Annotated in this window: 25 protein-coding genes and 1 other annotated feature; of the genes, 13 read left to right on the forward strand and 12 right to left on the reverse strand. The window is 36.0% G+C overall.

The genetic code is table 11. From position 1 onward, the window contains the following. Nucleotides 1-1,569, reverse strand: coding sequence for an ABC transporter ATP-binding protein (locus tag ABWU86_RS02215; RefSeq protein ID WP_353321187.1), 1,569 nt, complete (start codon nucleotides 1,567-1,569; stop codon nucleotides 1-3). 131 nt (nucleotides 1,570-1,700) lie between these two features. Further along, nucleotides 1,701-2,735, reverse strand: a complete 1,035-nt coding sequence (locus tag ABWU86_RS02220) for a lactonase family protein (protein WP_353321294.1) — start codon at nucleotides 2,733-2,735, stop codon at nucleotides 1,701-1,703. A 141-nt stretch (nucleotides 2,736-2,876) separates the two neighbouring features. Continuing rightward, nucleotides 2,877-3,118, forward strand: a binding site (T-box leader). Nucleotides 3,119-3,166: 48 nt separating this feature from the next. Here ABWU86_RS02220 and ABWU86_RS02225 point away from each other — a divergent pair. From ABWU86_RS02225 to ABWU86_RS02240, 4 genes are all read left to right on the forward strand, one after another. Continuing rightward, nucleotides 3,167-4,531: an amino acid permease gene (locus tag ABWU86_RS02225; RefSeq protein WP_293793288.1), complete on the forward strand. Its 1,365-nt coding sequence runs from the start codon at nucleotides 3,167-3,169 to the stop codon at nucleotides 4,529-4,531. A 1-nt stretch (nucleotide 4,532) separates the two neighbouring features. Further along, on the forward strand, nucleotides 4,533-5,459 hold the full coding sequence (gene mmuM / locus ABWU86_RS02230) for a homocysteine S-methyltransferase (RefSeq protein ID WP_293793289.1): 927 nt from the start codon (nucleotides 4,533-4,535) through the stop codon (nucleotides 5,457-5,459). Between the two features lie 68 nt (nucleotides 5,460-5,527). Next, nucleotides 5,528-5,953 carry a hypothetical protein gene (locus ABWU86_RS02235; protein ID WP_293793290.1) on the forward strand — a complete coding sequence of 142 codons (426 nt, stop codon included), beginning with the start codon at nucleotides 5,528-5,530 and terminating at the stop codon, nucleotides 5,951-5,953. A gap of 75 nt (nucleotides 5,954-6,028) precedes the next feature. Beyond that, on the forward strand, nucleotides 6,029-6,487 hold the full coding sequence (locus tag ABWU86_RS02240; protein ID WP_237756936.1) for a Fur family transcriptional regulator: 459 nt from the start codon (nucleotides 6,029-6,031) through the stop codon (nucleotides 6,485-6,487). A gap of 26 nt (nucleotides 6,488-6,513) precedes the next feature. Here ABWU86_RS02240 and ABWU86_RS02245 read toward each other — a convergent pair whose 3' ends face one another. Further along, nucleotides 6,514-7,089, reverse strand: a complete 576-nt coding sequence (locus tag ABWU86_RS02245) for a hypothetical protein (RefSeq protein ID WP_053950414.1) — start codon at nucleotides 7,087-7,089, stop codon at nucleotides 6,514-6,516. A 110-nt stretch (nucleotides 7,090-7,199) separates the two neighbouring features. On the opposite strand from ABWU86_RS02245, the gene ABWU86_RS02250 reads away from it, so the two are divergent. Then, nucleotides 7,200-8,597: an MFS transporter gene (locus ABWU86_RS02250; protein WP_353321191.1), complete on the forward strand. Its 1,398-nt coding sequence runs from the start codon at nucleotides 7,200-7,202 to the stop codon at nucleotides 8,595-8,597. A gap of 36 nt (nucleotides 8,598-8,633) precedes the next feature. Here ABWU86_RS02250 and ppcA read toward each other — a convergent pair whose 3' ends face one another. Both ppcA and ABWU86_RS02260 read right to left on the reverse strand, forming a co-directional pair. Beyond that, nucleotides 8,634-10,145 (reverse strand): phosphoenolpyruvate carboxylase, encoded by a 1,512-nt coding sequence (gene ppcA, locus ABWU86_RS02255; RefSeq protein WP_053950416.1) that lies wholly within the window; start codon nucleotides 10,143-10,145, stop codon nucleotides 8,634-8,636. A gap of 13 nt (nucleotides 10,146-10,158) precedes the next feature. Further along, complete coding sequence (locus ABWU86_RS02260) at nucleotides 10,159-11,334, reverse strand: aminotransferase class I/II-fold pyridoxal phosphate-dependent enzyme (protein WP_293793295.1); 1,176 nt, start codon at nucleotides 11,332-11,334, stop codon at nucleotides 10,159-10,161. A 299-nt stretch (nucleotides 11,335-11,633) separates the two neighbouring features. On the opposite strand from ABWU86_RS02260, the gene ABWU86_RS02265 reads away from it, so the two are divergent. Together ABWU86_RS02265 and ABWU86_RS02270 are read left to right on the forward strand one after the other, a co-directional pair. After that, complete coding sequence (locus ABWU86_RS02265; protein ID WP_353321296.1) at nucleotides 11,634-12,320, forward strand: VIT1/CCC1 transporter family protein; 687 nt, start codon at nucleotides 11,634-11,636, stop codon at nucleotides 12,318-12,320. An 11-nt stretch (nucleotides 12,321-12,331) separates the two neighbouring features. Further along, a complete protein-coding gene (locus ABWU86_RS02270) occupies nucleotides 12,332-13,024 on the forward strand; it encodes a VIT1/CCC1 transporter family protein (protein ID WP_053950419.1) in 693 nt (230 codons plus the stop codon). A gap of 25 nt (nucleotides 13,025-13,049) precedes the next feature. Here ABWU86_RS02270 and ABWU86_RS02275 read toward each other — a convergent pair whose 3' ends face one another. The 5 genes from ABWU86_RS02275 to ABWU86_RS02295 all read right to left on the reverse strand — a co-directional run bounded on the left by ABWU86_RS02275 (nucleotide 13,050) and on the right by ABWU86_RS02295 (nucleotide 18,730). Further along, nucleotides 13,050-14,213 carry an ArgE/DapE family deacylase gene (locus ABWU86_RS02275; protein ID WP_353321196.1) on the reverse strand — a complete coding sequence of 388 codons (1,164 nt, stop codon included), beginning with the start codon at nucleotides 14,211-14,213 and terminating at the stop codon, nucleotides 13,050-13,052. A 63-nt stretch (nucleotides 14,214-14,276) separates the two neighbouring features. Continuing rightward, nucleotides 14,277-14,768 carry a hypothetical protein gene (locus ABWU86_RS02280; protein WP_353321198.1) on the reverse strand — a complete coding sequence of 164 codons (492 nt, stop codon included), beginning with the start codon at nucleotides 14,766-14,768 and terminating at the stop codon, nucleotides 14,277-14,279. Between the two features lie 93 nt (nucleotides 14,769-14,861). Then, nucleotides 14,862-16,787 (reverse strand): alpha/beta hydrolase family protein, encoded by a 1,926-nt coding sequence (locus tag ABWU86_RS02285; protein WP_353321200.1) that lies wholly within the window; start codon nucleotides 16,785-16,787, stop codon nucleotides 14,862-14,864. 72 nt (nucleotides 16,788-16,859) lie between these two features. Continuing rightward, complete coding sequence (locus ABWU86_RS02290; protein ID WP_293793304.1) at nucleotides 16,860-17,624, reverse strand: YibE/F family protein; 765 nt, start codon at nucleotides 17,622-17,624, stop codon at nucleotides 16,860-16,862. Next, on the reverse strand, nucleotides 17,624-18,730 hold the full coding sequence (locus tag ABWU86_RS02295; RefSeq protein WP_435370527.1) for a YibE/F family protein: 1,107 nt from the start codon (nucleotides 18,728-18,730) through the stop codon (nucleotides 17,624-17,626). Before ABWU86_RS02295 ends, ABWU86_RS02290 begins: the two co-directional genes overlap by 1 nt. Before the next feature lie 222 nt (nucleotides 18,731-18,952). Here ABWU86_RS02295 and ABWU86_RS02300 point away from each other — a divergent pair, with 222 nt between their 5' ends. From ABWU86_RS02300 to ABWU86_RS02315, 4 genes are all read left to right on the forward strand, one after another. Continuing rightward, complete coding sequence (locus tag ABWU86_RS02300) at nucleotides 18,953-20,152, forward strand: quaternary amine ABC transporter ATP-binding protein (RefSeq protein ID WP_053950425.1); 1,200 nt, start codon at nucleotides 18,953-18,955, stop codon at nucleotides 20,150-20,152. After that, nucleotides 20,145-21,005, forward strand: coding sequence for an ABC transporter permease (locus tag ABWU86_RS02305; RefSeq protein ID WP_293793305.1), 861 nt, complete (start codon nucleotides 20,145-20,147; stop codon nucleotides 21,003-21,005). The genes ABWU86_RS02300 and ABWU86_RS02305 overlap by 8 nt, the downstream gene beginning before the upstream one ends. 14 nt (nucleotides 21,006-21,019) lie before the next feature. Further along, on the forward strand, nucleotides 21,020-21,928 hold the full coding sequence (locus ABWU86_RS02310; protein WP_293793306.1) for a glycine betaine ABC transporter substrate-binding protein: 909 nt from the start codon (nucleotides 21,020-21,022) through the stop codon (nucleotides 21,926-21,928). Nucleotides 21,929-22,016: 88 nt separating this feature from the next. Then, nucleotides 22,017-23,939 (forward strand): M13 family metallopeptidase, encoded by a 1,923-nt coding sequence (locus ABWU86_RS02315; protein ID WP_293793307.1) that lies wholly within the window; start codon nucleotides 22,017-22,019, stop codon nucleotides 23,937-23,939. Between the two features lie 21 nt (nucleotides 23,940-23,960). Here the strand turns inward: ABWU86_RS02315 and ABWU86_RS02320 are convergent, their stop codons facing one another. Beyond that, a complete protein-coding gene (locus tag ABWU86_RS02320) occupies nucleotides 23,961-24,383 on the reverse strand; it encodes a MerR family transcriptional regulator (protein WP_293793308.1) in 423 nt (140 codons plus the stop codon). A gap of 157 nt (nucleotides 24,384-24,540) precedes the next feature. Between ABWU86_RS02320 and ABWU86_RS02325 the strand changes: the two genes are divergently transcribed. Both ABWU86_RS02325 and ABWU86_RS02330 read left to right on the forward strand, forming a co-directional pair. Then, nucleotides 24,541-25,074: an NAD(P)H-dependent oxidoreductase gene (locus ABWU86_RS02325; RefSeq protein ID WP_293793310.1), complete on the forward strand. Its 534-nt coding sequence runs from the start codon at nucleotides 24,541-24,543 to the stop codon at nucleotides 25,072-25,074. Between the two features lie 4 nt (nucleotides 25,075-25,078). Further along, on the forward strand, nucleotides 25,079-25,363 hold the full coding sequence (locus tag ABWU86_RS02330) for a YciI family protein (RefSeq protein ID WP_293793312.1): 285 nt from the start codon (nucleotides 25,079-25,081) through the stop codon (nucleotides 25,361-25,363). A 39-nt stretch (nucleotides 25,364-25,402) separates the two neighbouring features. On the opposite strand, the gene ABWU86_RS02335 is transcribed toward ABWU86_RS02330, so the two are convergent. Continuing rightward, the gene (locus ABWU86_RS02335; RefSeq protein WP_353321205.1) at nucleotides 25,403-26,812 is read right to left on the reverse strand and encodes an MFS transporter; all 1,410 of its coding nucleotides are present in this window, start codon (nucleotides 26,810-26,812) and stop codon (nucleotides 25,403-25,405) included. Nucleotides 26,813-26,858: the final 46 nt, after the last annotated feature.

Genomic DNA, 26,858 nt, shown 5'->3' on the forward strand with positions numbered 1-26,858 from the left:
TTAATTGAATGTATCAAAATTAATAACTTGGTTATAACGTTTCAAATCTTGGTCTGTATAATGATGAATAATTTCGATTAATGTTAGTTTTGATTCCAATAAGTAATCATGCACTTTTTGGGCGGTCGCCTTATCTAAGGAAGCCGTAATTTCATCTAACACTAAGATTGGTCTGCTTGAAAGAATCGTTCGGGCTAAGTTAATTCGTTCCAATTGGCCTCCGGATAAATTACCGTTATCATCGGATAACACATAATCTAATCCTTTTTCATCAACCACATCGTCAATTCCTAAGACTGTCGCAACCTCGTTAATTTGTTCATCTGTAATTTCTGTATTACCAAGGGTTAAATTAAAACGAATCGAGTCATTGAAAATGATGGGTTTTTGGTTGGCGTAACCATACAGATTTTTGACATCTTGATTACTTTCATCTTTCCCGTTAATCAGAATCTTTTGTGAACTACCGTTTAACTTATAGATTAGGTATTCAATCAAGGTAGACTTACCACTTCCAGATTGACCAATCATTGCAATTTTATTGCCGATATTAATATCAACGTCTAATTTATCTACCAAAGTCTTTTGATCACGCACTAATTGAATTCCTTGATATTTGACTTCATTAAAGTCTTTAACATCATCATTGATCGCTTGTTGTGCTTCAGTAATATATTCTTTTGTTTTCTGCATGATATTTTTAGTAGTTGATAAATTACTACGTTGTTGCAACATATTAATTATCGGATTGATAAATGAATTTGCTAATTGCACAATCGCAATCAGGGTTCCCACCGTGGTTTGACCAATAGAAATTAAATAAGTTCCTAATACTAATGGGAAAATTAAAGTGAAAGTATCAGCAATCATGTTAACGAAAGTATTTACATTTGCTGTAAATAAATTCATTTTGAATAGACTTTGTTCTAGCTTATTAACAAATGACAAATTACTTTGCGTTGCTTCTTCCTGACGGTTATACAAGAAGACATCCTTTTTCCCATTTAAAATACTCTTAGTGTGGTTCAAATATTGATCATTTTTAGTTGACCAATCTTTTGATGCTTCTTGAATTGGCTTTTGCACCATTCCAGAAAGAACCATTGGAAACGCACTTCCCAATAGGAAGATGATGGTTAATAACCAGTTCAGATATAGCGCATAGGATAACGCAAACACAAAAGTGTAAGCTGATGAGATAATTGTGATTTGGGCTTTAAAGCGGTTGGTTTCCAACAATTTGACATCATTAACCAAGAAACCTAACTCAGTGCTATCATCGTCACGCTTATTTAGCATCCCTTGTAGAACTTTTGACCTAACTTGCGTATTAATACTTCTAACTACGTCTGTTTTGAAGTAGTTAAAAATATATTGAGAACCAAAAGTTACTAATAATAGCACAATCCCGAATAATAAGAATTGCACCATGTGGCTTAATGACTTACTAACCGCCATATTAATTAAATTTGATAACACATATGCTGCTACCAAATCACTTAAACTAGCTAATATCGCGAATACGTTTAACAAGACTAATTTAACTTTCGAATAATATTTTAATAGCATATTATCCCCCCTATATGTACTTGAATTGAACCTTATGTATAATCGATTCTAATTGAATTATAACCTATTCTTAATGTTATTAAAAGAAATAAAAAAGCCGTTACTAAAATAGTAACGGCTTAATAGTTAAATTATTTTTCTAAAGTAACGCAAACCCCTTCTGGAACAAAGAAATCTTTTTGGACAACTGATAACTTGCCAGTCTTAACATCTCTTTCATATAAGGTGGCATCATTTGTATTTTGGTTAACCACAACGACAAAAGTTTCGTCTTCGTTGAAGTTAAAGTCACGTGGGAAGTCTCCTTCAGTACTAATCAATTGGATTAATTCGACTGAACCATCATCGGCAACTTCAAATGCTGCGATTGAGTTGTTACCACGGTTAGATACATATAAAAACTTGCCATCATTAGATAAACGAATTGCGGCAGCTCCGTTATGGGCTTCCCAATCATGTGGAATAGTATCAACGATGTGTTTTACATCCATGTGAGCAGTCTTTTCATCATAATTTAGAACAGCTAATTTACTGCTTAATTCACCAACAACAAAAGCAACGTGTTTTTGAGCATCAAAGACGATATGACGAGGTCCAAATCCAGCTTCCATTTTAATAGTAGAAGCTTGAGTTAAACTACCATCATCTGCAATATCATAAATGTATACACGATCTTGACCTAAATCAACAACCGCTAGACGACCATCTGGAGTTAAATCAGCATAATGAGGGTGGGCACCGTTTTCTTGTTCTGGTCTAGGACCAACGTCTCCGGAGTGCACCACTTTATTTTGGTAAGCTAGCGAACCATCAGATTCAATCTTGTAAACCATCACTTCACCAGTGTGATAGTTAGCAGTGTAAACAAATTGTCTGCCTTCATCAACTGTAATGTATGCTGGGTTAGTATCTTCATTCAAGCATAGGTTAATTTCAGTTGCTGGACGAGAACTATTATCCAGTGCCATTGCGCCACCTTTACCGTCTGCACCCTTGTCGACAGCATATAAGCGATTAGCTTTTGAAACAGCAACATAAGTTGGGTTGCCTGCTTTAGCAACTAATTGTAAATTTTGTAATTGTTTTTGGTCTTTATCCAATTCGATTTCATAAATTCCTTCACTTGCATCTCTGGTATAAGTACCAACTAAGAATTTTTCAGTCATCATTAAATCTCACTTTCGTTTAAAATTTAATATTTCCCTTCTATTATTACACACTTTACCATCAATACTAAATAATTAATTTGTCTTTTTTACGGGTTGCAAAAAATAATTATATCGATATAATTAAGACAGCATGATAATAATTAAGTTTTGATGAGAAAAGTACATGATGGAGATTGCAAAGAGAGCTCATGATTGGTGAAAATGAGTGAATTAAAGTCATCGAAAATGGTCTCTGAACTTTCCAAAGTGATTTAATTTAGCCTTGGACGTTAGTGTACGTTACAACACGAAGGAATCAACAGGTTCCGGATAAGATAGTTGATGATGAAGTATCATCTTACTATGAACTAAGGTGGTACAGCGAAGCATTCGCCCTTTTTGCAGGGGGTGGATGCTTTTTTTATTTACATAAAAGGAGGATTTATCTTATGAGCAAGCACCATTTTTCCAAAAATTTAAAAACCAGTAATTTAATTACCATGTCACTTGGGGGTGTCATTGGTACTGGTATCTTTATGAGTACCGGTTATTCAATTCAAACCGCCGGACCAATTGGTACCGTCTTAGCATACGTAATTGGATCGATTTTAGTCTGTATGGTCATGGCCTGTTTAGGCGAATTATCAGTGCATGACCCTAATACCGGAGCATTTCATACATACGCTAGCAAATACATTAACTCCGGTGTCGGTTTTGTTACCGCCTGGATGTATTGGTTAACCTGGACAATTGCGCTGGGTTCTGAATTCATTGCCTTAGCAACGATTGGTCAACAATATTTCCCGTCTATTCCAGTTTGGGGATTCAGCTTAATTTTCACTGTTGTCATCTTATTATTAAACATTATTAACATGCAGTTATTCTCATCTAGTGAGTTCTGGATGTCATTAATCAAAGTATTGGCATTAGCAGTCTTCTTGGTGATTGGAATCTTTATCATCTTTAAAATCATCCCTATCCACCATACTCATTTCACACCATATTTTGGTCAATTAACTAAAAACGGGATTTTTCCCAACGGATTATTACCTGTGATTTCAATTGTTTTATCCGCCAACTTTGCCTTCTCTGGAACTGAAATGATCGCGGTCGGTGCTGGTGAAAGTCAAAATCCAGAAAAAACGGTTCCCCAATCAATCAAACATACTTTAATTATCTTAGTAATCTTATTCATCGGAACTATCATTGCATTAGGTTCAATCTTGCCACAAAGTGATTCATCACTAGCGCAAAGTCCATTTGTTACCATCTTACAAAATATCAACGTTCCTTACGCTGCTGACATCATGAACTTAATCTTATTCATCACCATTTTCTCTGGTGCTAACTCTGGGGTATATGCAGCTTCAAGAATGCTTTGGTCGCTAGCTGATAAGAAGACCTTGCCACAAGGATTGGCTAAATTATCTAAAAACGGAATCCCCGTTTACGGACTAATTTTGACCATCGCTGGTGGATTATTATCACTATTTTCCAGCATCTATGCTCCTAACACCGTTTATCTGGCATTAACTGCCATTTCAGCATTTGCGGTGGTATTTGTTTGGCTCGTGATTGGTTGGGCGCAATTAAACTTCCGCCGCCAATATTTACGTGCTGGTCATCAATTAAGCGATTTAAAATACAAGACACCACTATACCCACTCTTACCAATCTTGGTAATCATAATTTGTATCTTGTCACTATTCGGAATCGCGTTTGATCCAAACCAACGCATCGCGATTATCATCGGAATTCCATTTGCCATTATTTGCTATATTTGGCACGAATTAATTTACAGAAAGAAGGATTAATATGACTGAATTAAAAAATTGGCTAAACAATCAACAACACATTTTAATCGATAGTTCGATGTCAACCGGACTAGAAGAACGCGGATTAAATTTAAATTCTAAACTATGGACAGCAGCTGTAATTGAAAGTCACCCTGACTTAATTGTGGATGTGCACAAAAAATATTTTGATGCTGGATCTAGCATTACCACTACCAACACTTATCAAGCTAGCGTAGCTGGTTTAACTAGTAATGGATACAGTCATGATGAAGCAATTACGTTAATTCAAAAAGCGGTCCAACTAGCTGACGATGGTCGTAAACAATCCAGTAACTCTAATCCCAAATGGATTGCTGCTGGAATTGGCCCTTACGGCGCCTTTTTAGCCAATGGTGCTGAATATACTGGCGATTATGATTTATCTGAAGAAGAATACATCGACTTTCACCGCGAACGCATTGAAGCAGTAATTGACGCCGGTGCTGACATTTTATTATTAGAAACGCTACCTAATTTAAATGAATTAAAGGCACTACTTAATTTTGTTAAACCACTATCAATTCCGGTAATTGTTGCTTTATCGCTAAAAGATGAACACCATTTAGCTGATGGATCAGATTTAGCATCTGCAACCCAATTACTGGAAGCTAGCGATAACGTGATTGCATATGGTTTAAACTGTACTCACCCTAATCTGGTTACGCCAGCTTTAAAATATTTAATTCAAAACCATCCCAACCATAAGCCATTTATCGCATTCCCTAATTCTGGTGCATCATATAATCCAGAGATTAAAGAATGGAATCACGATGACTTATCTTTTGAAGAATTCGATGCGTTGATTCAAGAGTGGTTCGATTTAGATTTGAAGTATGTTGGTGGTTGTTGCTGTATGACTGAAGCGCAAGAAGAACACATCCATCAACATTTCTTCTCCCAAGTTTAAGTCAATTTCTTTCATCTTATTCTGATTTTCTCTATAATAGAGGAATTAAGTGTTAAAGGAGAGTAGTTATGCATAGTTTTGAAGGATTACGTCCAATTATCACTAATCATTTCTACTTTGATTGGTTAACCAAGTTCCCAGTCAAAGATGTGATTGCATTCCAACAACGACAAGATCGAGATGCTGATCTTGATAACACTAGTCAATTTATCAATGCGACGATGAATGATGTTATGAGTCAAAAAGGCCTTTTATGGGGAATCAGTAACAAGAATGATAACCAATTCATTGGAGTCGCTGGGATTGCTAACCTAAATGATGAGACTGTCACAATCTATGTCAACGTCAAGGAATTGGATGATAACGAAGAACTAGAAATCATTAAACGCATGGTGCAAATGAAGGAAAATTACTTTGCTGACAAGCCTCATAGTTTTATGATTAAACCACTTTCTGATAGTTTAGATAAGCAAATTAATAATCTTAAGGCATAATTTATTTGCTTTATTCGATTTTTAACCTTATTATTAGGATAGAATAATTATAAACTAGGGCGAGGAGGAACTTAATTGTCTGAACAAATGTATGAAAAAGCATTATCTACCTTACGAGAAAATAATATTAGAATTACTCCACAAAGACAAATTATCCTGAAGTATCTAATTAACCATGATAATCACCCTTCTGTCGAAACAATTTACGAGGCGTTAAAAAAAGAATTCTCAAACTTAAGTATTGCTACTATCTATAACAGCTTACAGTTGTTTGAAAAGTTAGATATTATCATCGCATTGCCGGCAGAAGATGGCGGAATTAGATATGACTTTTTCGGTTCACCCCATTTCCATGCGATTTGCGAAAATTGCGGTGAAATTGAAGACATTGAGTTTCCTAACTACAAAAAATTAGAAAAGCAATTAGCCAAAGCAGCAATGCAACAAGCTGGCTTTCAAACTAGTAAAACCCATATCGAAGTTTTTGGGTTATGCAAAGACTGTATTGAAAAAAGAAAAAACGAAGACAAATAAAAAAAGAGAGCAAGAGCTCTCTTTTTTTATTTGCGTAAATATTGTTCATACATGTAGTTATTTTTACTTAAAAAGTTAATTTCCATAATGTTATTAATTCGCATCGTTTTATTCGGATTTTGTTCTTCGTTTAAACCAGACAAATATTCTGAATCATTTAATGTCATCACATGCTCGGTTAATAAGACAATCTTGCCATGTTCAATATAATCATCATCAATTGGCCCGACGCTAATTACTTTTTCTTTTTGAAAGCATTTTAATAAAATCTGGCTCATGCTGTCGGCGTCCAAAGCTTTCCATTGGATTAACAAGTCATACGGATCATATAAGTGATTCAGCTTATTTTGTTCGATATAGTAATCTAACATTTGCGTATATTCGGTTTCAAAACGGACTTCTAAAATATCAGCTTTCAAAAAAGCACTAACCGTATCTAATGAACCATTTAAATCAATCGTTAACACTTCAACAAAGTCGCCAATATCACGCAGAAAATACCCTAGCGAAAAACTATCTAAGTCGTATCCATCCCGGGTTTTAGAATACCATTCACCTAAACGTTGATCTCCAATATATTGGTCGTTAGTTACTATATCCATATTGGCACCTTCTTTATCGTCATTCTTTTTTGCTAACTATACTCCATAATTTGGCATTTGTAATTCATCTGATACAATTAAATATGATAAATAATATAGGGAGTGCTTAAATGAACCGCAAACAATTTTTCATCGTCATGTCAATCGCGTTAGTATCCTTTTTGGCTACCGTTGATATGAGTATCGTGAATACCGCTTTACCGCAAATCTCAAACGACTTACATATTCCAATGAACAAAGCCGAATGGATTTCATCAGCATACTTAATTTTAATTTGTATGTCATTAATCTTATTTGGTAAATTGGGAGATCAAGTTAGCAAATCACGTATTTTCCAACTAGGAACACTTTTATTCACAGTTAGTTCCCTAGTTTGTGGATTATCACAAAATCTGGTCGTACTATTAATCGCCAGATGTTTTCAAGGATTAGGGGCTTCTATGACAATGGCTACTAATCTTGGAATTATTACTGAAACGGTCCCATTTTCACTTCGTGGCCGCGCTTTAGGAATTAATACCACTATTGGACAAGTCGGCTATATCGCAGGACCTGCGATGGCTGGAATCATTTTATCTTTTGCTAATTGGAACTGGATTTTTCTATTCAATGTTCCAATCGGAATCTTCGCCTACTTCTTTGGTGAATTCGTCTATGATAAGACTAAAATCAAGCCTGAAAAAATTTATATCGATTGGCCTGGTTTTAGTTCATTAGCAGTTTTAATCGGCTTGTTCTTCATCGGTATTTTCATGGGGCAAGAAACTGGTTTTAACAATCCGTTAGTAATCGGCTGCTTTATCTTAAGTGCCATCTTATTAATTCTTTTCATTTACATCGAACAACATGTTGAAGAACCAATCTTAGCGTTGAGCTTATTTAGAAACATTGGTTTCACCATTAGTATTATTGCTTTGATGTTAATGTACATCATTATTTACTTTAATAATGTACTCCTACCATTTTATATCCAAGATACGCTCAAATTTAGCCCGTCTCACACTGGTTTATTAATGAGTGTTCTTCCGGTAGTCAATGTCTTTACCGCTTATCTAGGTGGGGTTTTATGTGATAAATACGGTGCTGTCTTTATGTCAATTCGTGCTTCCATTATTTTCGTGATTGCTGAATTAATTTTCGCGCTAATGCAACCAAATCACACCTTGATGTTAATGCTATTAGGATTCGTAGTTTTCTCCACCGCGAATGGTTTGTTCCAAAACAACCCAATGGTGATGGAAAACGCCAGCAAGGATCAACAAGGAATTGCCGGTTCAATTTTAGCATTAAGTAGAAACGTCGGATTTACCTTAGGATTATCAATTTCGACTTCAATTTTATACACAGCCATGAGTGTAAAAAATGGGCATAAAATTACCACATACCCTACCGGAAACGACCAACTATTCGTTTTCGGAATGCACTTCACTTACATGATTGCTGCTGTCATCATGGTGGGGGTTACCATCATGTTATTGTGGTTACAGCGTAATAAAAAACAAGCATAGAAAAAAGCTAGTGATTTAAAATCACTAGCTTTTTTATTAACCTAAGAAATGTCTTAGTTTACCCATTTTTTCGATTAGAATCATACGAACTTCAGTATCATCAATACGAACTAAGTCGTTTGCTAATTTAGCATGTTCTTTTTCGTCTTCGTTAGTAGGGCCTGCTTGAATGTCAAAAGCACTTTCAATTGCTTCAACATCTTCTTGGACACCCCTCCAGGCTGGATTCTTTTCAATTAATGATTCAATCGCATCATGGCTGTAGTACTTCAAGACATGTGCGAAATCGTGTTTCATATTTGGATAGTATTGTTTTAATGCTCTGATTTCATCATCAGTTAATTCCTTCAAGACACGACCAGTTCCTAATACTTCAGGTGGGACCCCAACTGAATATAGTGACCCAGTAAATGTAATCGCACGTGGCATCTTGTAGCCATCAACATCACGTGAGTATCCAATGATACCAACGTGTTGATGTCTATCACGACGTTTAGGGAATGAATCAAAGACTGATTGTAAGTCATTTATTAGTGGATCTAGAGTTTCATGATATTGTTTAGCAGCTTTATCAGCGATTGATAATAATGTTTCTTGGTCATCATCGTTAATAATCTTGAATGCGTTGCGTTGTAAACCATCGCGTAACTTAGCAACTGCTGGTTTAACCACTGTTTCTAAATCAAAATCATATCTGAATGCTGATTGAATTGTCGCAGTCTTTAATCCTGGGAATTCTTCTAGGTAACGGTCAACCATTTCAGGTGATAGTCCCCCTCTAAAGATAGCACTACCAGTCCCGGCGATTGGATAAATATCGATACCACTTTCGTGTTCGAATTCACCTAACTTAGTTAGCGCTAACTTGTTCCCAATAATACTGTTCAAGAATCCGTTAGATAAAGCAGAATCGGAACCGGCTAAGAAAACACGTAAGTATTTTATGTCTTCACCGAATTCTTCTTTATAAAGTTCAACGTATTTAGCTAAAATCTTTGGTGCATTATATTGAGCTTCAAAACTTTCGAATAATGGAATCATTCTTAAACGGTCGTTGTTCGCATGACCATTTTCAAATTCCTTTGATTTAAAGTGAGCTAAACTAGAGAACTTTTCTTCCATGTTAACTAATTGTTCAGCGGTTCTAGCCATTGGTAGAATTGCTTCAAACAATGGACGGTCTTTAAATCCTAAGTCTTGCGCAAAATCCTCTGCTAATAAGATGGTCGTCATCGCTTGCATTAAACTATAACCAGTTTCTTCCCAAATATTAGGTAAACGGAAAGTTAGGAACTTATCGTTACCTAGTGGGTGCTTGCTGAAGTAATCGTAATGTTCAGAATATAGTCGATCAATTACAGAAGCATCAGCGTGTTTTCCTTCCCAATCCCACATGTATTCATCAGCATCTAGTTGGGAGTAGTTTTGATATGCTTCATTAATTTCGTTGAATGCAGACACAAACTTATCATTGTCACCCTTAAAGAAAGGCACGTTCGCGTTATCTGGATGTTGTGTCCCCATGATGTTCGGTATTCTTCTGTCCATAATAATTACCTCGCTATTTCAAAAATTTTTCAATTCGTTTTAGTGCTTCTTCAATTACTTCTTTAGAAGATGCGTATGAAAGACGGATGTAGCCTTCCCCACCAGGGCCAAACGCATTTCCTGGAATTACACCAACTTTAGCTTCGTATGCTAAATCTAAAGCAAACTTTTCGTCATCCAAACCATATTCAGCAGGGATTTTAGCAAACATGTAAAATGCCCCTTTGGGTTCTGGCATGCTGAAACCAAGTTTAGTAAGACCATCGCGTAAAATATCTCGTCTTTCTTGGTAAATCTTAGCCATTTCGACTGGATCGTTTTCACCATTTTTAAGTGCTTCTGCCGCAGCTACTTGTGCTGAATTAGTTACTGATGTAACTACAAAGGCATGCACCATTCCGATTTTTTTAATAATTTCTTGTGGACCACAGATGTATCCAACACGGTAACCGGTCATCGCATGCGATTTTGATAATCCACTGATATAAATTGTTTGTTCAGGAAGCATGCTAGCAATTGAGTGATGTTCAACACCGTAAGTTAAATCACTGTATATTTCATCTGATAAAACATACATTGGGTGTTCTTTGATAATCGCTGCTAACTTGCTTAAGTCATCTTTTGAGTATTCTACTCCAGTTGGATTACTTGGGTAGTTCAATAAAATTGCCTTTACTGATTCGCCATGTTCATCTAAGACAGCTTGTAGTTTTTCAGGTTGTAAAACAAAACCATCATCTGAAGTATCTACTTTAATTACTTCTCCACCTAAAATGCTAATAATTGGGAAGTATAGAGCAAATGTTGGGGTTGGGACAATTACTTTGTCGCCCTTATTTAAGATAGAAGCAAATGTTGAATATAGTGCTTCAGTAGCTCCAACAGTCACAATTACCTCACTATCAGCATCATATTTTAAATCGTACTTATTGGCTAGATGATTTACAATAGCATCTCGTAATTCCTTCTTACCGGTTTGATCCGCATAATGAGAATCATTATTTAAGATACTATCGACACTGGCTTGTTTTACGTGTTCAGGTGTATCTAAATCTGGTTCACCAATTGTTAATTTAATTAAGCCATCAACACTAGAAATCTTCTTATCGAAGCCTCTAATTCCTGATGGTGCTAGTACGTTTAGTTGCTGGTTATGCAGTCCAGCAAGGGATGAAGATAAGTTGGGCATTGTGTTTCCTCCTAAATATGCAAAATTGGACCTATCGAAAATAAATTCAATAGGTCCAATTGTCAAAGTGCATCATATTGATAATTATCATAATATAAAAGCGCTAGAATTACAACGTCTTTTTAATGTTTCTCTAATTAAAATCAAATTTTACGGGGTTAAAATTTAAGCGAAGATATGCTTATTTCATCTATCAATTAAATGATTTTTTCGCGGTTTTAAATTCGACTTTACAAGTTTATTTTTATGGATTATAGTAATTCTTAATTAATAATCATTATAAAGTAAGGAAGTGTTCAATCTTGAGAAAACAAAGTTTAGCACAAAAAATCAATATCATTAGAGCTGGTGTTATGGGTTCTAACGACGGAATTTTATCTGTGGCCGGAATCGTTATTGGGGTGGCTGGAGCCACCAGTAATACTTTCGCTATTTTCATTTCCGGGATTGCGGGGATGATTGCCGGAACGGTTTCAATGGCAATGGGTGAATATGTCTCAGTTAATACTGAAAGTGATTCACAAAAGAAAGCTGTTGAACGTCAAGAGTATCTGTTGACTCATAATTACAACCAAGAATTTGCCTTAGTCCAACAAAAATACATTGATAGTGGGATTTCTTCAGAACTAGCCCATCAAGCAACCACCGAAATGATGAATAAAGATGCTTTAGTGACCACAGTGCGTGAAAAGTACGGCTTTAACGTTAACCAATTCACTAGTCCATATGCGGCAGCGATTGCTTCCATGCTCTCATTTCCGACTGGTTCAGTCTTACCCTTAGTGGCAATTACACTATTTCCATCCCGCATCAAAGTAATCGCTACCTTCGTTGCCGTTATTATTGCCCTATCCATCACTGGATATGCAGCAGCGGCGTTAAGTAATGCTAACAAGCCCAAATCAACCATTAGAAATATTGCATCTGGTGTGATTACGATGATTGTTACTTATTTAATTGGACTATTAGTCGGTAGTTTAGCCTAGGAGGAACTATAATGAAGAAAACCAAACAAAAACCTACCATGGACGAAAAACTAAACACACTAAGAGCCGGTGTCTTAGGTTCTAACGACGGGATCTTAACCGTCGTAGGAGTGCTATTTTCCGTTGCGGTAGCAACACCAAATATCTTTACCATTTTCATTGCTGGTCTATCTGACTTATTAGCTTGTGCCTTTTCAATGGCTTCTGGCGAATATGCATCGGTTAGTTCCCAACGTGATGCTGAAAGTGCTTCCGTCGAAAAGGAACGTCAACTTTTAAAAACTAACTTCGTAGGTGAAAAACAAGCTGTCATCGATTTTTATATGCAACGTGGTATCACTGAAGGCACTGCGATTCAAATTGCCGATGAACTAATGGCCAAAAAACCACTGGAAACCTTAGTTAACATTAAATACAACATGGAATTAGGTCGCTACATGAACCCTTGGTCAGCAGCATTTTCATCCCTCTTCTCCGCCGCGTTAGGAGGACTCTTCCCATTATTGGCAATGAGTTTAACTAGTGGTGCTTATAGATGGCCTGCCACAATCTTAGCAGTAATTTTTTCCGTTGGCTTGACTGGCTTTTTGAGCGCTAAATTGGGTGATGGGAAAGTTAAAACCGCGGTTATTAGAAACATTATAATTGGGATATTGACCATGATCATTCACTACATGACTGGAGAAATTATGAATCAATTCTAAAAAAGAGACTACTTGGTAGTCTCTTTTATTTTAAGTAACCTTTGGCTACTTCCTTATATAAATCAATAAATTGATAATATGATTTTAAATCAATGTTTTCATCTGCCCGGTGTGCGGTATCATTCCCTGGTCCTAAGATAAAGACATTCAAATCTGGTTTTTCAGTTTGGTATTGTGAGGCATCGGTACCCATCGATAACACCCCGGTCTCCAATTGCGTACCTAATTGATCTATCGAAGCTGTTTGAATAACATCTACTACTTCAGTATCTAATGGACTGGATACCGGGTTACCACTAAAGTTCACTTCTAGTGATAATTGATAGTTACTATCTTGATTAAACTTGGCGATAATCGAATTTAAATCATCGACGATTTGTTGATTAGGTAATTGTGGAATCGTTCTAACCATCACTTGTTCAAACGCAAAATCAGGAATCGAATTAACCTGCTTACCACCTTGGAAAATGTCGGGAGTATAAATGGTAGTTCCTAGGTCATCGTCGGATTGCATTTTCTCAGCAAAATATTTCTTTTCGGCGCTTCGATAATTAATTAAATTATCAATCGCATCAATCCCTAATTCTGGGGTGGAACTATGCGCTGCTTTTCCGACACTTTTGACGGTGTAAATTAAGGCTCCCTTATGCGCGTAAATCAACTTATGTTGGTTTTCACCCGCTTTTTGAATTCCGGTTGGTTCACCGATAATCATTGAATCCACGTCATCAACTAACCCGTGTTGACACAAATAATGTGCTCCGCCTTGGGTTAACTCTTCTGAAATCGTAGCCATAAATTTCAAGCGGCCATTTAATTTAACCTTCGCTTCCTGGAGTTCAATGATGGCAATCGCCATTGCGGCTAAACCAGCTTTCATATCGGTGACACCACGACCGTACATTTTATCATTAATCACTGTGGCTTCAAACGGATCCTTGGTCCATTCTGATCGATTATTTTCATGAACTGTATCTTCATGACCCGCAAAGGCTAAAACCTTACCACTATCATGCCCGATTTCTGCAACAATATTACTGCGCTTTTCAAACTGATCAATGACTTCATTTTTAACATGATGTTTATCAAATAAATCAGCTAAATAATTCGCAATTTGTTCTTCGTTATCGTTTACCGTGTTTATCGATATTAAGTCCTTTAGTATCGATAATTTTTCTGCTTCTTGCATTATGTCACCTCACATCAAACTAATTTTGATAATAAAAAAGTAGAGAATCATCTCTACTAAAAACTATAATAATCTAAAATTTTGTGAATAAAGCAATTGAACAATTAATAATAAAACATCAACCGCAACAAAGAATCCAACAGCGGAGAAGAAAGTTAATCTAACCACTTGTAATTTCTTGTGGGTAACTTCTTTGCTTAAGGTATTTAATTTCTTTTCGATGGTTGGTAATTGTAGTGCTGAATAAATATAGAAAGCTTCTACAATAAACATAATAATTAGGACATAACTATTTGCCATTTCTGGAAAAATAATACTAAAAATAAATATCGTAATCACGATTGCTAAAACTGCAATTTGACTCATCATCAAAAATTGTTTTCTTTGTGATAACTTAATTTGGTTAAGCTGCGTTTTATCATTAGCGACTAACGCTTGAGTTTCTTTATTAACCGCTTTATTCAATTTCATAATTTTAGGTAATGTTTCATAGGCACCAAATAGTAATAATCCAATGACTACGAAAAATAGAATTAAATAGATTAGTGTATTCATATCATTTCCTACTTTCTGTATGTAATATTTTTATTATTACACCAAATCTTTCGGAACAAAAGAGAATTACTCACTAAATGGCGTTTCTTAATACTATTTTAAATATTTGTCGAACCATTCATAAATATCTTTAAAACGTTTCATTCTTAAACTAGGTAACCCGTTTCTAGAGAAACCATGGAATGATTGCGGATATCTAATGTAGTCAACATCTGTTCCGGTTTGTTTAATCGCGGTAAATAATGCTTCACTTTGGTTAACCGGACAACGCATGTCCCATTCACCATGTTGAATTCTAGTTGGTGTTTTAACGTTAGGCGCATACTTTAATGGTGAGCGGTCCCAGTAGTATTCCAAGCCGCCTTCATCGTATAAGTCCATCCCTAATTCAGTGCGAATAAAACGAACACCAATATCGGATGTGCCATATAATGAATGCCAATCAGAAACCGGACGTTGAACAATCGCTGCATTAAATCGATCAGTATGACCAACTGCCCATCCCGACATAAATCCACCATATGAACCACCAGCAATAAAGGTATTTTGATTGTCTAAATCAGCGAATTGCGTTAACGCAGCATCTAAACCACTTAAGACATCATCGTAATCTTCATCCCCGTAATGGCCAATCACTGCAGCTTCAAAGTATTGTCCGTAACTAGTGGAACCCCTTGGGTTAACGTATACAATCGCATAACCACGACTAGCTAATGCTTGGAATTCATGGAAGAAGGTTTCACCATAATTAGCTTGTGGTCCCCCGTGAACGTATAAGATGACTGGCAAATGATTACTGCTGCCGGTGTATTTTAATACCCATCCTTCAACGGTCGCTTTCCCATCTTTAGATGGTGTTGAAAATGGTGTTACATCAGCATAGTCGTGTTGAGTGCTGAAGTTTTCATTTGGATCGTATTTAACCGCTAGTTGTTGGCCCACCAATTGCACTAATTGACTTGGTACTTCTGGAGTAGAAACGTCCAAGAAAATTTGATCATCAATGACGGTTAAATCAACAATGTGGCAATGACCTTCATATACCTTCGTTAAGGTGTCGCCAGCTTTTTGCCAAACTTGACTGTGACCATGCCAAGTAGTGGTAAAGACGGCTTCGCCATTATCTTTCCAGACAAAATGCTTCCCTGGATTTTGAATAAAGTCGCCGGTAATGCTACCAAAGACTTCACTTTCTTCTTGTGATAATTTAACTAATTTATCTGCGCTCACTTTATAGCTATATAAGGCGTTCACAGTCGCATTTGGGAATTGGTAATCGTTTCCGGCAACCACGATTTCTTCATTATTAGGCGCATATATGGCAAAACTGAAAATTCCATTGGCAATCGCTTTAGTGATATTGGTTTCAGTATCTTTAGTTAAATCAATTTCATAAACCGCTTCGGTATGGTCTGATTTGGTTTTTAAAGTCGGATTAGTTTGTTTAATTACTAACAGATGATTATGCTTGGCATCCCCATCTTGTAAGCTTAAATCATATTTGGAAATATAAACCTGATTACCTTGGTTTAATTTCACGTTAAAACGATAAATTAGGTTATCGGCCTCATCATCGACCCAACCGATTCCATCGTGGCGATTATCAAATCGTCTAACGTGTCTGGTATCTGGGAATTGACTAGTCTTAAATTTAGCAGGCACCTTACTATTTGTTCCTTGATAGAAAACAGTTTGATTGTCTTTTCCACTCACAATTTTACTAATCTTTTGATCTTGGGTTAATTGTTGCGCACTTCCACCATCAAGTGGCATGCGCATCAAATCACCATTATGTACATATACTAAGTAATTACCCACGGCGATTGGCGAGGTATTCTTACCGCCATCAGTCCATTTGATAATCTCATTATTTTGGTTAATGCTTATGATATCTGAATAATATTCATTATCGCCCTCATCAACGCGATTTAAGACCGCAAAGATTTGGCCATTAATATTACTTACTTGTGTTACTGATTTTAATTGAAATAAATCAGTGGCTTTAATTTTTTCACTCATAAATAACACCCCTTTCAATTTACTATAGTATCTTTTTTTACCAGTTTAATTGCAATAAAAAAGCCCTAATAATTAGGACTTTTTTTGCTTATTTAATTTATATTGTTCAGTAATCACTAATGATGTAATCGGAATCGTGATGATGACACCGATTAGTGAGAATAAAATGATAATAAATTCGGCATCAAAAACCTTATCATTTAAAATCGCACCAAATGAATAATTCAATCCATAGAACCAAACAAATAGTGATAGTGAGCCACCAAATAACCCGAAGAAAAGCGTATTTAATGTGGTTCCAATAATTTGTTTACCGACTAAAACCCCATCAAAGAATAATCGATCTGGTTTAATTTCTGGATGTTGTTCTTTAATTTCATCTAAGCCGGATGCAATCGCCATTGTCGCTTCAGCAATCGCGCCAAGCGTACTTAAAATCGCTGTTGATATTGCCACATCTAAGAAACTAATCCCAATTGGTAACGATAAACCTTCTAAGTCATCACTATCTTCTAGGCCAAACCCTTGGACTTGCGCCCAGTGTTCGACTGGAATAATTAAAACAACCAATCCTAATAAGACTAAAACTGAAGCGATGAAAGCTAGGCGACTTGTTTCATCATCAGTTCCACTAAGAAAAATCGTTAACGCTAATAAAATGATTCCCGCAATCACGGTTACAATGATGGGTGGAAAATGAAATGCCATTAAGACAATCGCGAAAAATAAGAAGCAAAAGTTAAAAATTAAACCGACGAATGATTGGAAACCTTGTTTACCACCTACTAGGACCATCAAGACGAATAACACTAATCCTAAAACAATAATTGCACTCATTATTTCGCCCTTCTTTCTGCGAATAAACTAGTCAAACCACTAGCTACTGGAACCGCTAAAACGATTCCGATCCCACTGATTAGACTTTGTACCATCCCTAATGACATATTCATTGAAAATGAGTAGCCCCAACTATTTCCATTTTTAAGGAATAATAGTGTCATTGATAACGTTTCTCCCATAAAAATAAAGAATAAAACGTTGATTAAGGGTCCCATAATTGCTTTTCCGATATTTCGACCGGATAAGAATAATTGGCGACGGGAAATTTCTGGACGTTCCATTTTTAATGCAAATAATGATGAAATAATATCTGTAGATTCATCCATCACCGCCCCCAGTGATCCAATGATAGTTTCAGCTAAGAACAATGGACGTGGTGGTTGGGTAACATATTGCATCGATTCATAGAAAATTCCCTTTTCATGCGTAAAGTGAAAGACAATTAAACTAATAACAATCGATAAAAATGTACAGCCAATCGTTGACCCTAATGTCACAAACATCTGACGATTCCAACCAATTACTAACCATAATGTAATTGCTGAAAATAGGACCGCTAAAATAGAGAAAATCCATAAGACATTTGACCCATTATTAAAGCCATCAAAATATAAGGCGACAAAGAATAAAATCGTATTAATTATAATACTTCCAATTGCGGTAATCCCCGCCATCTTTAAGAAAATAAACATTAACGCAATCGCTAAATAAACCAAAAAGACTACTGCCGTGTCGCGTTTGGCATCCTTAATCGTGGCGCTTAATATGCCATCTTCTTTATGAATGACGACAAAGGCCTTTTGCCCGACTGAATATTTCTTATCCATCGCCTTAGAATCTGTGTATGTATTATTGAAGGTGATTTGGCGGTTTTTATACTTCCCATTGGTAATTTTACCGGTAATTTGTTGAACATAACTATGATCAACATTTTGGAAACTATCCACTTCTTTATTAGCGCTAATCGCTTTTACTTTTTGAACTTGTAAAATAGGTTGTTGGTACAAAAAGTCATCGTGTGAGACGAAAAACATCAATCCTGACCCAATCACCAAGAAAATGGCGACCAATTTAAGTGGAAATTTCTTCCATAATTTTGTCAAAATAATTCCTTCTTAATTTATAAAATTTGATTAAAAATCCATGATGGAGTCATTTTACCACACAATTATTAAATTTTTCTTAAATCGCTATATCGGGCATGCTTATGCGATTAAAGCCGGCAAATCGGCATTTTGTCGATGTAACTTATTTGACACACATCATTTTTCTTTGTAATAATAATACCTATGCTTTACAATACTACAATTTCAAGGAGGAAGATCATGACCAAAAAAGTTGAAGTTAAACATCTAACCAAGATTTTCGGTCGTCATGTTGGTCGCGCCAAAGAAATGATCAACGAAGGAAAATCCAAAGATGAAATTTTAGCTAAAACTAACAGCGTAGTTGGTGTTCATGACGCCAATTTCGATGTTAACGAAAATGAAATCTTTGTTATCATGGGACTTTCCGGAAGTGGTAAGTCAACTTTAATTAGAATGCTTAACCGTTTATACGAACCCACTGATGGTGAAATTCTACTAGACGGGGAAAGTATTACTAAGTACGATAAGAAAGAATTGCGTGATTTCAGACGTAAAAAGATGAGCATGGTATTTCAAAACTTTGCTCTATTCCCTAACAGAACCATTATTGAAAACACCGCTTACGGTTTAGAAATCCAAGGTGTTGATAAAGAAACTAGACATAAGAAAGCTCATGAATGTCTAGAACTAGTTGGCCTACACGGCTACGATGATAGATATCCTAACGAATTATCTGGAGGACAACAACAACGTGTTGGATTAGCTCGTGGATTAGCTAATGACCCAGAAATTCTATTGATGGATGAAGCATTCTCAGCATTAGATCCACTTAACAGAAAAGAAATGCAAGACGAATTGCTTGATCTACAAGCTCACCTAAAGAAGACTATCATCTTCATCTCACATGATTTAAATGAATCACTACGTATTGGTGACCGTATCATGATTATGCGTGATGGTGAAATCGTTCAAATCGGTTCACCTGAAGACATCTTACAACATCCTAAGAATGAATATGTTGAAAGATTTATCGAAGGTGTTGATAGAACTAAGATCCTTACTGCTAGTCGCGTAATGATCAGACCTGATGTTATCAACATTGAAAAGGATGGTCCAAGAACTGCCCTTAGATTAATGAAAGATAATCACAACTCAAGTGTCTACGTTGTTGATTCAAAACACCGTTTCAAGGGATTAATTGATGCCAAGGACGTTATCAACCAAATTGAAAACGACCAACGCGATTTAGAATCAATCCTAAAGACCGATGTGCCAACAACATCACCCGACACACCAATTAAGTCACTATTAAATGACATTTCCAAGACTTCAGTACCATTTGCGGTATTGGACGAAGAAAGTCGACTACTAGGAATTATCATTAGAAGTTCCGTACTAGGCGCAATTTCTGGAAACGAGGTGCAACATAATGACTAGTCTATTTGCTCTAACAATGCAACCAATCCCTTTTGCTGATTGGATTAATAAATTTGTTAACTGGTTAACTCAATTCGTTGGTTTCTTTAATGGTATCACTGATTTTATCGGTGCCATCGTTACCTCATTCCAATGGGTATTTGATTTATTACCAGTTTGGTTATTCATTGTCTTAGTACTAGGTATTACCTACTGGGCACTACATGACGCTAAACATTGGGGATTAATGTTATTCGAATTAATCGGATTATTATTAATCTACAATCAAGGTTACTGGCGTGATATGACTCAAACATTAACACTAGTTTTAACTTCAAGTTTAATCATTGTCGTTATCGGTATTCCTCTAGGAATCTGGATGGCAAAGAGTCACACTGTTAAAGTAATCGTTAAACCAATCCTTGACTTTATGCAAACTATGCCTGCTTTCGTTTACCTAATCCCAGCCGTAGCATTATTTGGAATTGGGATGGTCCCAGGGGTAATTGCTTCAGTTATCTTCTCACTACCTCCAGTAGTTAGAATGACTAACCTAGGGATTGAACAAGTTCCAACTGACCTAATCGAAGCTGCTGACTCATTTGGTTCAACTGGTTGGCAAAAACTAATCAAAGTGGAATTACCAATCGCTAAGAATACATTAATGTCTGGTGTGAACCAAGGAATGATGTTAGCTCTATCAATGGTAGTTATCGCTTCAATGATTGGTGCCGTTGGTTTAGGTTCAGAAGTTTACTTTGCCGTGGGTAGAAATAATGCTGGTTCAGGATTTACTGCTGGTTTTGCAATTGTAATTCTTGCAATCATCCTAGACCGCATTACCCAAGCATTTAACAAAAACAAAGACCACTAATTAGGAGGATTAAGATGCGAAAGAAAGTTAGATATGTTCTTGCAACATTAACGATGTTTCTTCTTGCAACAGTTTTAACTGCTTGTAGTAGTTTAACTTCACCTTACAATCCTAATAAGAAGTTAGGTCCTCAAATTAACTACACAATTACGGGGATCGATGCTGGTGCCGGAATCATGGCATCAACTCAAAACGCGCTAAAGGAATACCCATTAGCTGAAAACAAATGGCAACTACAAACTAGTTCAACTGCTGCAATGACTTCGACTCTTGCAAAAGCAATTAAATTTAAACAACCTATCGTGGTAACTGGTTGGCAACCACACTGGATGTTCAAAAAGTTCCCACTTAAGTTCTTAAAGGATCCTAAGAATGTTTACGGTTCTTCTGAAGAAATTCACACTATTGCTCGAAAAGGTTTAGCAAAAGACAATCCTGGTGCCTACAAGATTTTGAAACAATTCAAATGGAATCCAGCTGAAATGTCTGACGTAATGCTTCAAACCAACGCTGGTGTTGATCCTAAGGTCGCAGCTGATAACTTTATTAAGAAAAATCCTAAGTTATACGCTGAATGGACTAAAGATGCACCTCGAGGCAACGGTAAGGCTGTTAAGTTAACTTACGTTGCTTGGGACTCAGAAATTGCTTCAACTAACGTTATGGCTGAAGTATTAAACAAGATGGGTTACAAGGCAACTATTCAAGCTCTTGAAATGCAACCAATGTGGGCATCAATTGCTACTAACGCTGCTGATGCTTCACTATCAGCTTGGTTACCAAACACTGCTGGTCTATATATGAAACAATATAAAGACAAGATTGAAGATGTTGGACCAAACTTATACGGTGCTAAAGTTGGATTAGCTGTTCCTAAATATATGAAGAACATTAATACAATTGAAGACTTAGTTAACAAATAAATAGAAAAGACCTACTCATATATCTTGTGATTAGGTCTTTTTTATATTATGATAAATGATATATTAATTAGAAATTGAGGTGTTTTTTATGAGAAAAGATAATATTGATGAATCATTAATCAAAGATGATTTATATCAAGCAGTTAACGGAGAATGGATTAAGAACGCTACCATTCCTGGCGATCACTCATCAACTGGTGGTTTCATGGACTTAGTTGATAATATTGATAAAACATTAATGAGTGATTTCGATGATTTATTAAAAGGCACCATGACTCCAGTAAATGACGACATGGCTGAATTTAAGAAGTTATATGATTTAGCAACCGACTTTGCAAAACGTGATGCTGATGGCGCAGAACCATTAAAGAAAGACTTACAACGAATTGAAGACGTTAAATCATTTGACGATTTAAATGCTCAATTAGCTGATTGGACTATTTCTGGTTTACCACTGCCATTTGGATTTGGTGTTGAAGCAGATATGAAAAATGCTAAATTTAACGCTTTATACGCAAGTAGCCCAAGTACTTTCTTACCTGACAAAACTTACTACGACAAACAAAATCCTGCCGGTGCGAAGTTAATGCCAATCTTCCGTGATATGGTACGACAATTATTAACCATGGTGGGTTACGAAGAAGATCAAGCAAAGAACATCGTTGATTCTGCTGAAGAATTTGACCGTTCAATTGCCCCACACGTGAACTCAGCTGAAGAAAATGCTGACTTTACTAAAATGTACAATCCTAAAACATATGCTGAACTAGCAGCTAAAATTGATAAATTTGACTTAGTTAGTTACATAAATGAATTAGTGGGCACTACTCCTGATCAAGTAATTGTAACTGAACCTAAATTCTTCGATGCTTTCAATGATATCGTCAACGACGATACATTTGCTAAGATGAAGAACTGGATGATTGTTCGTACTGTCAAGGGTTCTGCTGGTTTGTTATCAGAAGAATTCAGACAAATCGGTGGGATCTTCTCTCGTGCCCTCTCAGGTAAGAAGGAAGCTACTAAACCAGAAAAAGCTGCTTACTACTTAGCTTCCGGATTATTCGACCAAGTTGTTGGTGACTACTATGGTCGCAAATACTTCGGTGAAAAAGCTAAGCAAGACGTTCATGATATGGTCGTTAAGATGATTAACGTCTATGAAAAACGCATCCAAAGTAACGACTGGTTAGGTGATGACACTAAGAAGATGGCCATCACTAAGTTAAACTCATTAGCCATTCACGTCGGTTATCCTGACGAAATCAACCCACTTTACCACCAATTTAAGGTTATTGGTAAAGAAGATGGCGGTGACCTATACTCAAACGTTGAAGCTATCGACAGAATCGTTACTAAGCACAACTTCAGTAAGTGGAACAAACCAGTTGATAAGAGCATCTGGGATATGTCTGCAAACACTGTAAACGCTTATTACTCACCACTAGAAAACGTGATTGTCTTCCCTGCTGCTATTTTACAAGCACCTTTCTACAGTTTAGAACAATCATCAAGTCAAAACTTCGGTGGAATTGGTGCTGTTATCGCGCATGAAATTTCCCATGCTTTTGATAACAACGGTAGTCAATTTGACCAAGATGGTAACTTAAACAACTGGTGGAGCGATGAAGACCACAAGCACTTTGATCAATTAGCACAAAATATGATTAAAGAATTTGATGGTTTAGATTTCGCCGGTCAAAAGGTAAATGGTAAGTTAACCGTTTCGGAAAACATTGCTGATGCTGGTGGTTTAAGCTGTGCTTTAGAAGCTGCCAAAGGTGAAGATGATGTTAACCTAACAGACTTCTTCGTTAACTGGGCAACCATCTGGCGTACTAAAGCAACTGAAGAATACCAACAACTATTATTATCAATTGACGTTCATGCTCCAGCAGAATTAAGAGCGCAAGTTCAAGTTAAGAACTTAGAAGATTTCTATAAGACCTTCGATGTTAAAGAAGGCGACGGTATGTATATGGACGAAGATAAACGAGTAAATATTTGGTAATAAAAAAATGCCTGACAGACGTCAGGCATTTTTATTTATGATATCTTTTTCAATCTCGTATTCTTCGTAATAGCTTTTATTATTTTTAATTTCGCCAGTTTCATACAGGTTTATTTTATGCTTTAAACGATTAATTGATATATCCAGGTTTTTCTTATTTTCACTCAATTTACGTTCTTGTTCTTGAAGAAGTTCTTTCCTAGCTTCTAGGGTTTCATCACCCTTTTTTATTAAATCAACATATTCTATTAAACTTTTGACTTCGACTCCTGAATGTCTTAAACAAACAATCATTTCAATCCATTTTTGTAGTTTTTCATCATAGAAACGATTTCCATTTGCTCTCCTAGGAACCACTGGTATCAATCCGATTCTTTCATAGTATCTAAGGGTTTCAACGTTTAAACTATATTGTTTTGCTAATTGAGTAATAGAAAGATCCATACAATCACTCCTTTTTAAAAAATTATACTGGTTGTAGTTAACTATAGCACAAATTATATTAATTCAGATGTTTTTATTTGCGGTTTAGTTAACTACAGGTGTTTTAATATTGATTATCGATATTAGATATCAATATTTATAGCGGAGGAATTTATAGATGAAAACACTAGTATTATTATTTCATCCAAACATCACACAATCTCGAGTAAACAAAGCGTTTATTCAGAAACTGGAGGAACAAAAAAATTCAGATATAACCATTAGAGATGAATACGCAATCTATCCTGATGGCAAAATCGATGTTAAGGCAGAGCAACAATTAATGGAAAAACATGATAAAGTTATTTTTCAATTTCCAATGTATTGGTATAGTTCACCAAGTCTGCTAAAAGAATGGGAAGATCAAGTTCTAGAATACGGTTGGGCCTATGGCTCTAGTGGTAATAAACTTAAAGGCAAGCAATTAACGCTTGCCGTAACTACCGGTGCGGTATCCGAAAATTATTTAAAGACTGGTCAATTTGGTCACACCATTGACGAAATTCTATCCCCATTTAAATCTACAAGTAAACTGATTGGAACAAATTACACAACTCCATTCATTACACATGGGGTTGCTAAACATCTAAGCGATTCAGAACTACAATCTCGTTCAGAAGAGTTTGTATCATTCGTCAATAAAGGAGAATAAAACGATGGCTAAATTTATTGAGTTTGCAACTCCAAGAAAAAATCCGGTCGACTTATCATCTGGTTCAGCAAAAAAAATCTTAGAAGAGCACGTTCAATTCTTAAAACATCAAGCAAAAGATGGGAAGATATCATACGCTGGTTCTACTTTAGATAATGTCGGCGGTTTGATTGTATATGAAGCTGAAACAAAGGAAGAAGCATTGGAATTAATCAATCAAGATCCTTTAACCATCAATAACCTAATGGAAATTTCAGTGCACCTTTTCAAAACTCTAGATGAAATCTAAAAAAAGACCTGACAGACGTCAGGCCTTTTTATTTAGTTTTTATTTTTTAGTGTTTCTTAGCATTAATGCCATTGCTAAACCAACTAATTCAATGATGAAGAAAGTAATGAAGACAACATGGAAACCACCCATTTGTGCAACCATATGACTCATCCCTTTTGCAACATTGTTATCCATTACGTTAGATAGAATCAAAGTGGCAACAAGTACCCCAGTTGATCCTAAGATTTGTCTGAATGTGGAAATCACAGCAGTTCCATCAGAAATTAAATCCTTAGGCAATGAGTTAGCACCCATTGTTACAGATGGCATCATCACAAATGCATTTCCACCTTCAATGATGGCTGCAATAATCATCATTGGGACTAATCCTAAAGTTGCCCCTGTGACACTTAATACTAACCATCCTGATAAAATCATGAACATTCCAGTTAGCATGGTTGATTTAAAACCAATCTTATCAGCTAACTTACCAGTTAGTGGGTTCAATAGACTTAAAACAATTGCTCCAGGTGCTAGCGCTAATCCAGAAACTGTCTTACTTACCCCTAATACATCTTGGTAGTATAGTGGGAAAATAATTGTTACCACGATTAAGGCAATGTATGATGCCCCAGTTAAACCAACTGATAAATCATAGTTAAAGTCTTTTAATACTCGTAGTTGTAGTAATGGTTGATCCATCTTAAATTGACGAATCGCAAACAATGCGACCATTAGCACACTGACAATCAAGACAATGATTGCTAGTGTCATATCAATGTTGGCCTTACCAATCATGTTAACAACATATAAAATCCCGATTAGCCCAATTGATAATATTACTGATGGGAAGTCTAAATGGCTTTCCTTTTCAGGCATAACGTTTCTAATTGCGAATAGTGAAATCACAAATAAGATTGAAATAATTACCGCAAAAACGATAAATAGTCCGCGCCATGCTGAGAAATGTAATACGATTGCTGATAAAATTGGTCCACATGCTAATGCTGAACCCATAATCAAACCAGCGAATCCCATGGTAGTCCCACGTTTTTCTTCTGGTGTGATGTATAGAAGCACTGATTGATAAGATGGGAATAAAATCCCAACAGCAATGGCTTCCATTGCACGACCTAACATCATTACTGAGAAGTTAGGTGCTAGTACAACGATAATTGTACCGATATCAAAAATTGCTAGAATCATTAAGAATAATTGCTTAAATTTAACGTTGTTCAATAACCATGGACTTACTGGCATCATGACACACATGATTAACATAAAGCCAGTGGTTAACCATTGAACAGTTGATGCGTCAATTCCAAAGGAACTCATTAAAGTTGGGTACGCAGTTGAAATTGATGATTGACTCATTGACATCGTAAAGCTTCCTAAAAGCATTACCATGACGAATAAGAATCGATTATATGGTTTTCCATTTAAATCGACATTTTGCAAAATAGTCATCCCCTAATTTAGAATCATTATAAACTAACACTTTTAAATTCTATCT

The sequence above is a fragment of the Apilactobacillus pseudapinorum genome (genome assembly GCF_040369555.1).
Taxonomy (GTDB): Bacteria; Bacillota; Bacilli; order Lactobacillales; family Lactobacillaceae; genus Apilactobacillus.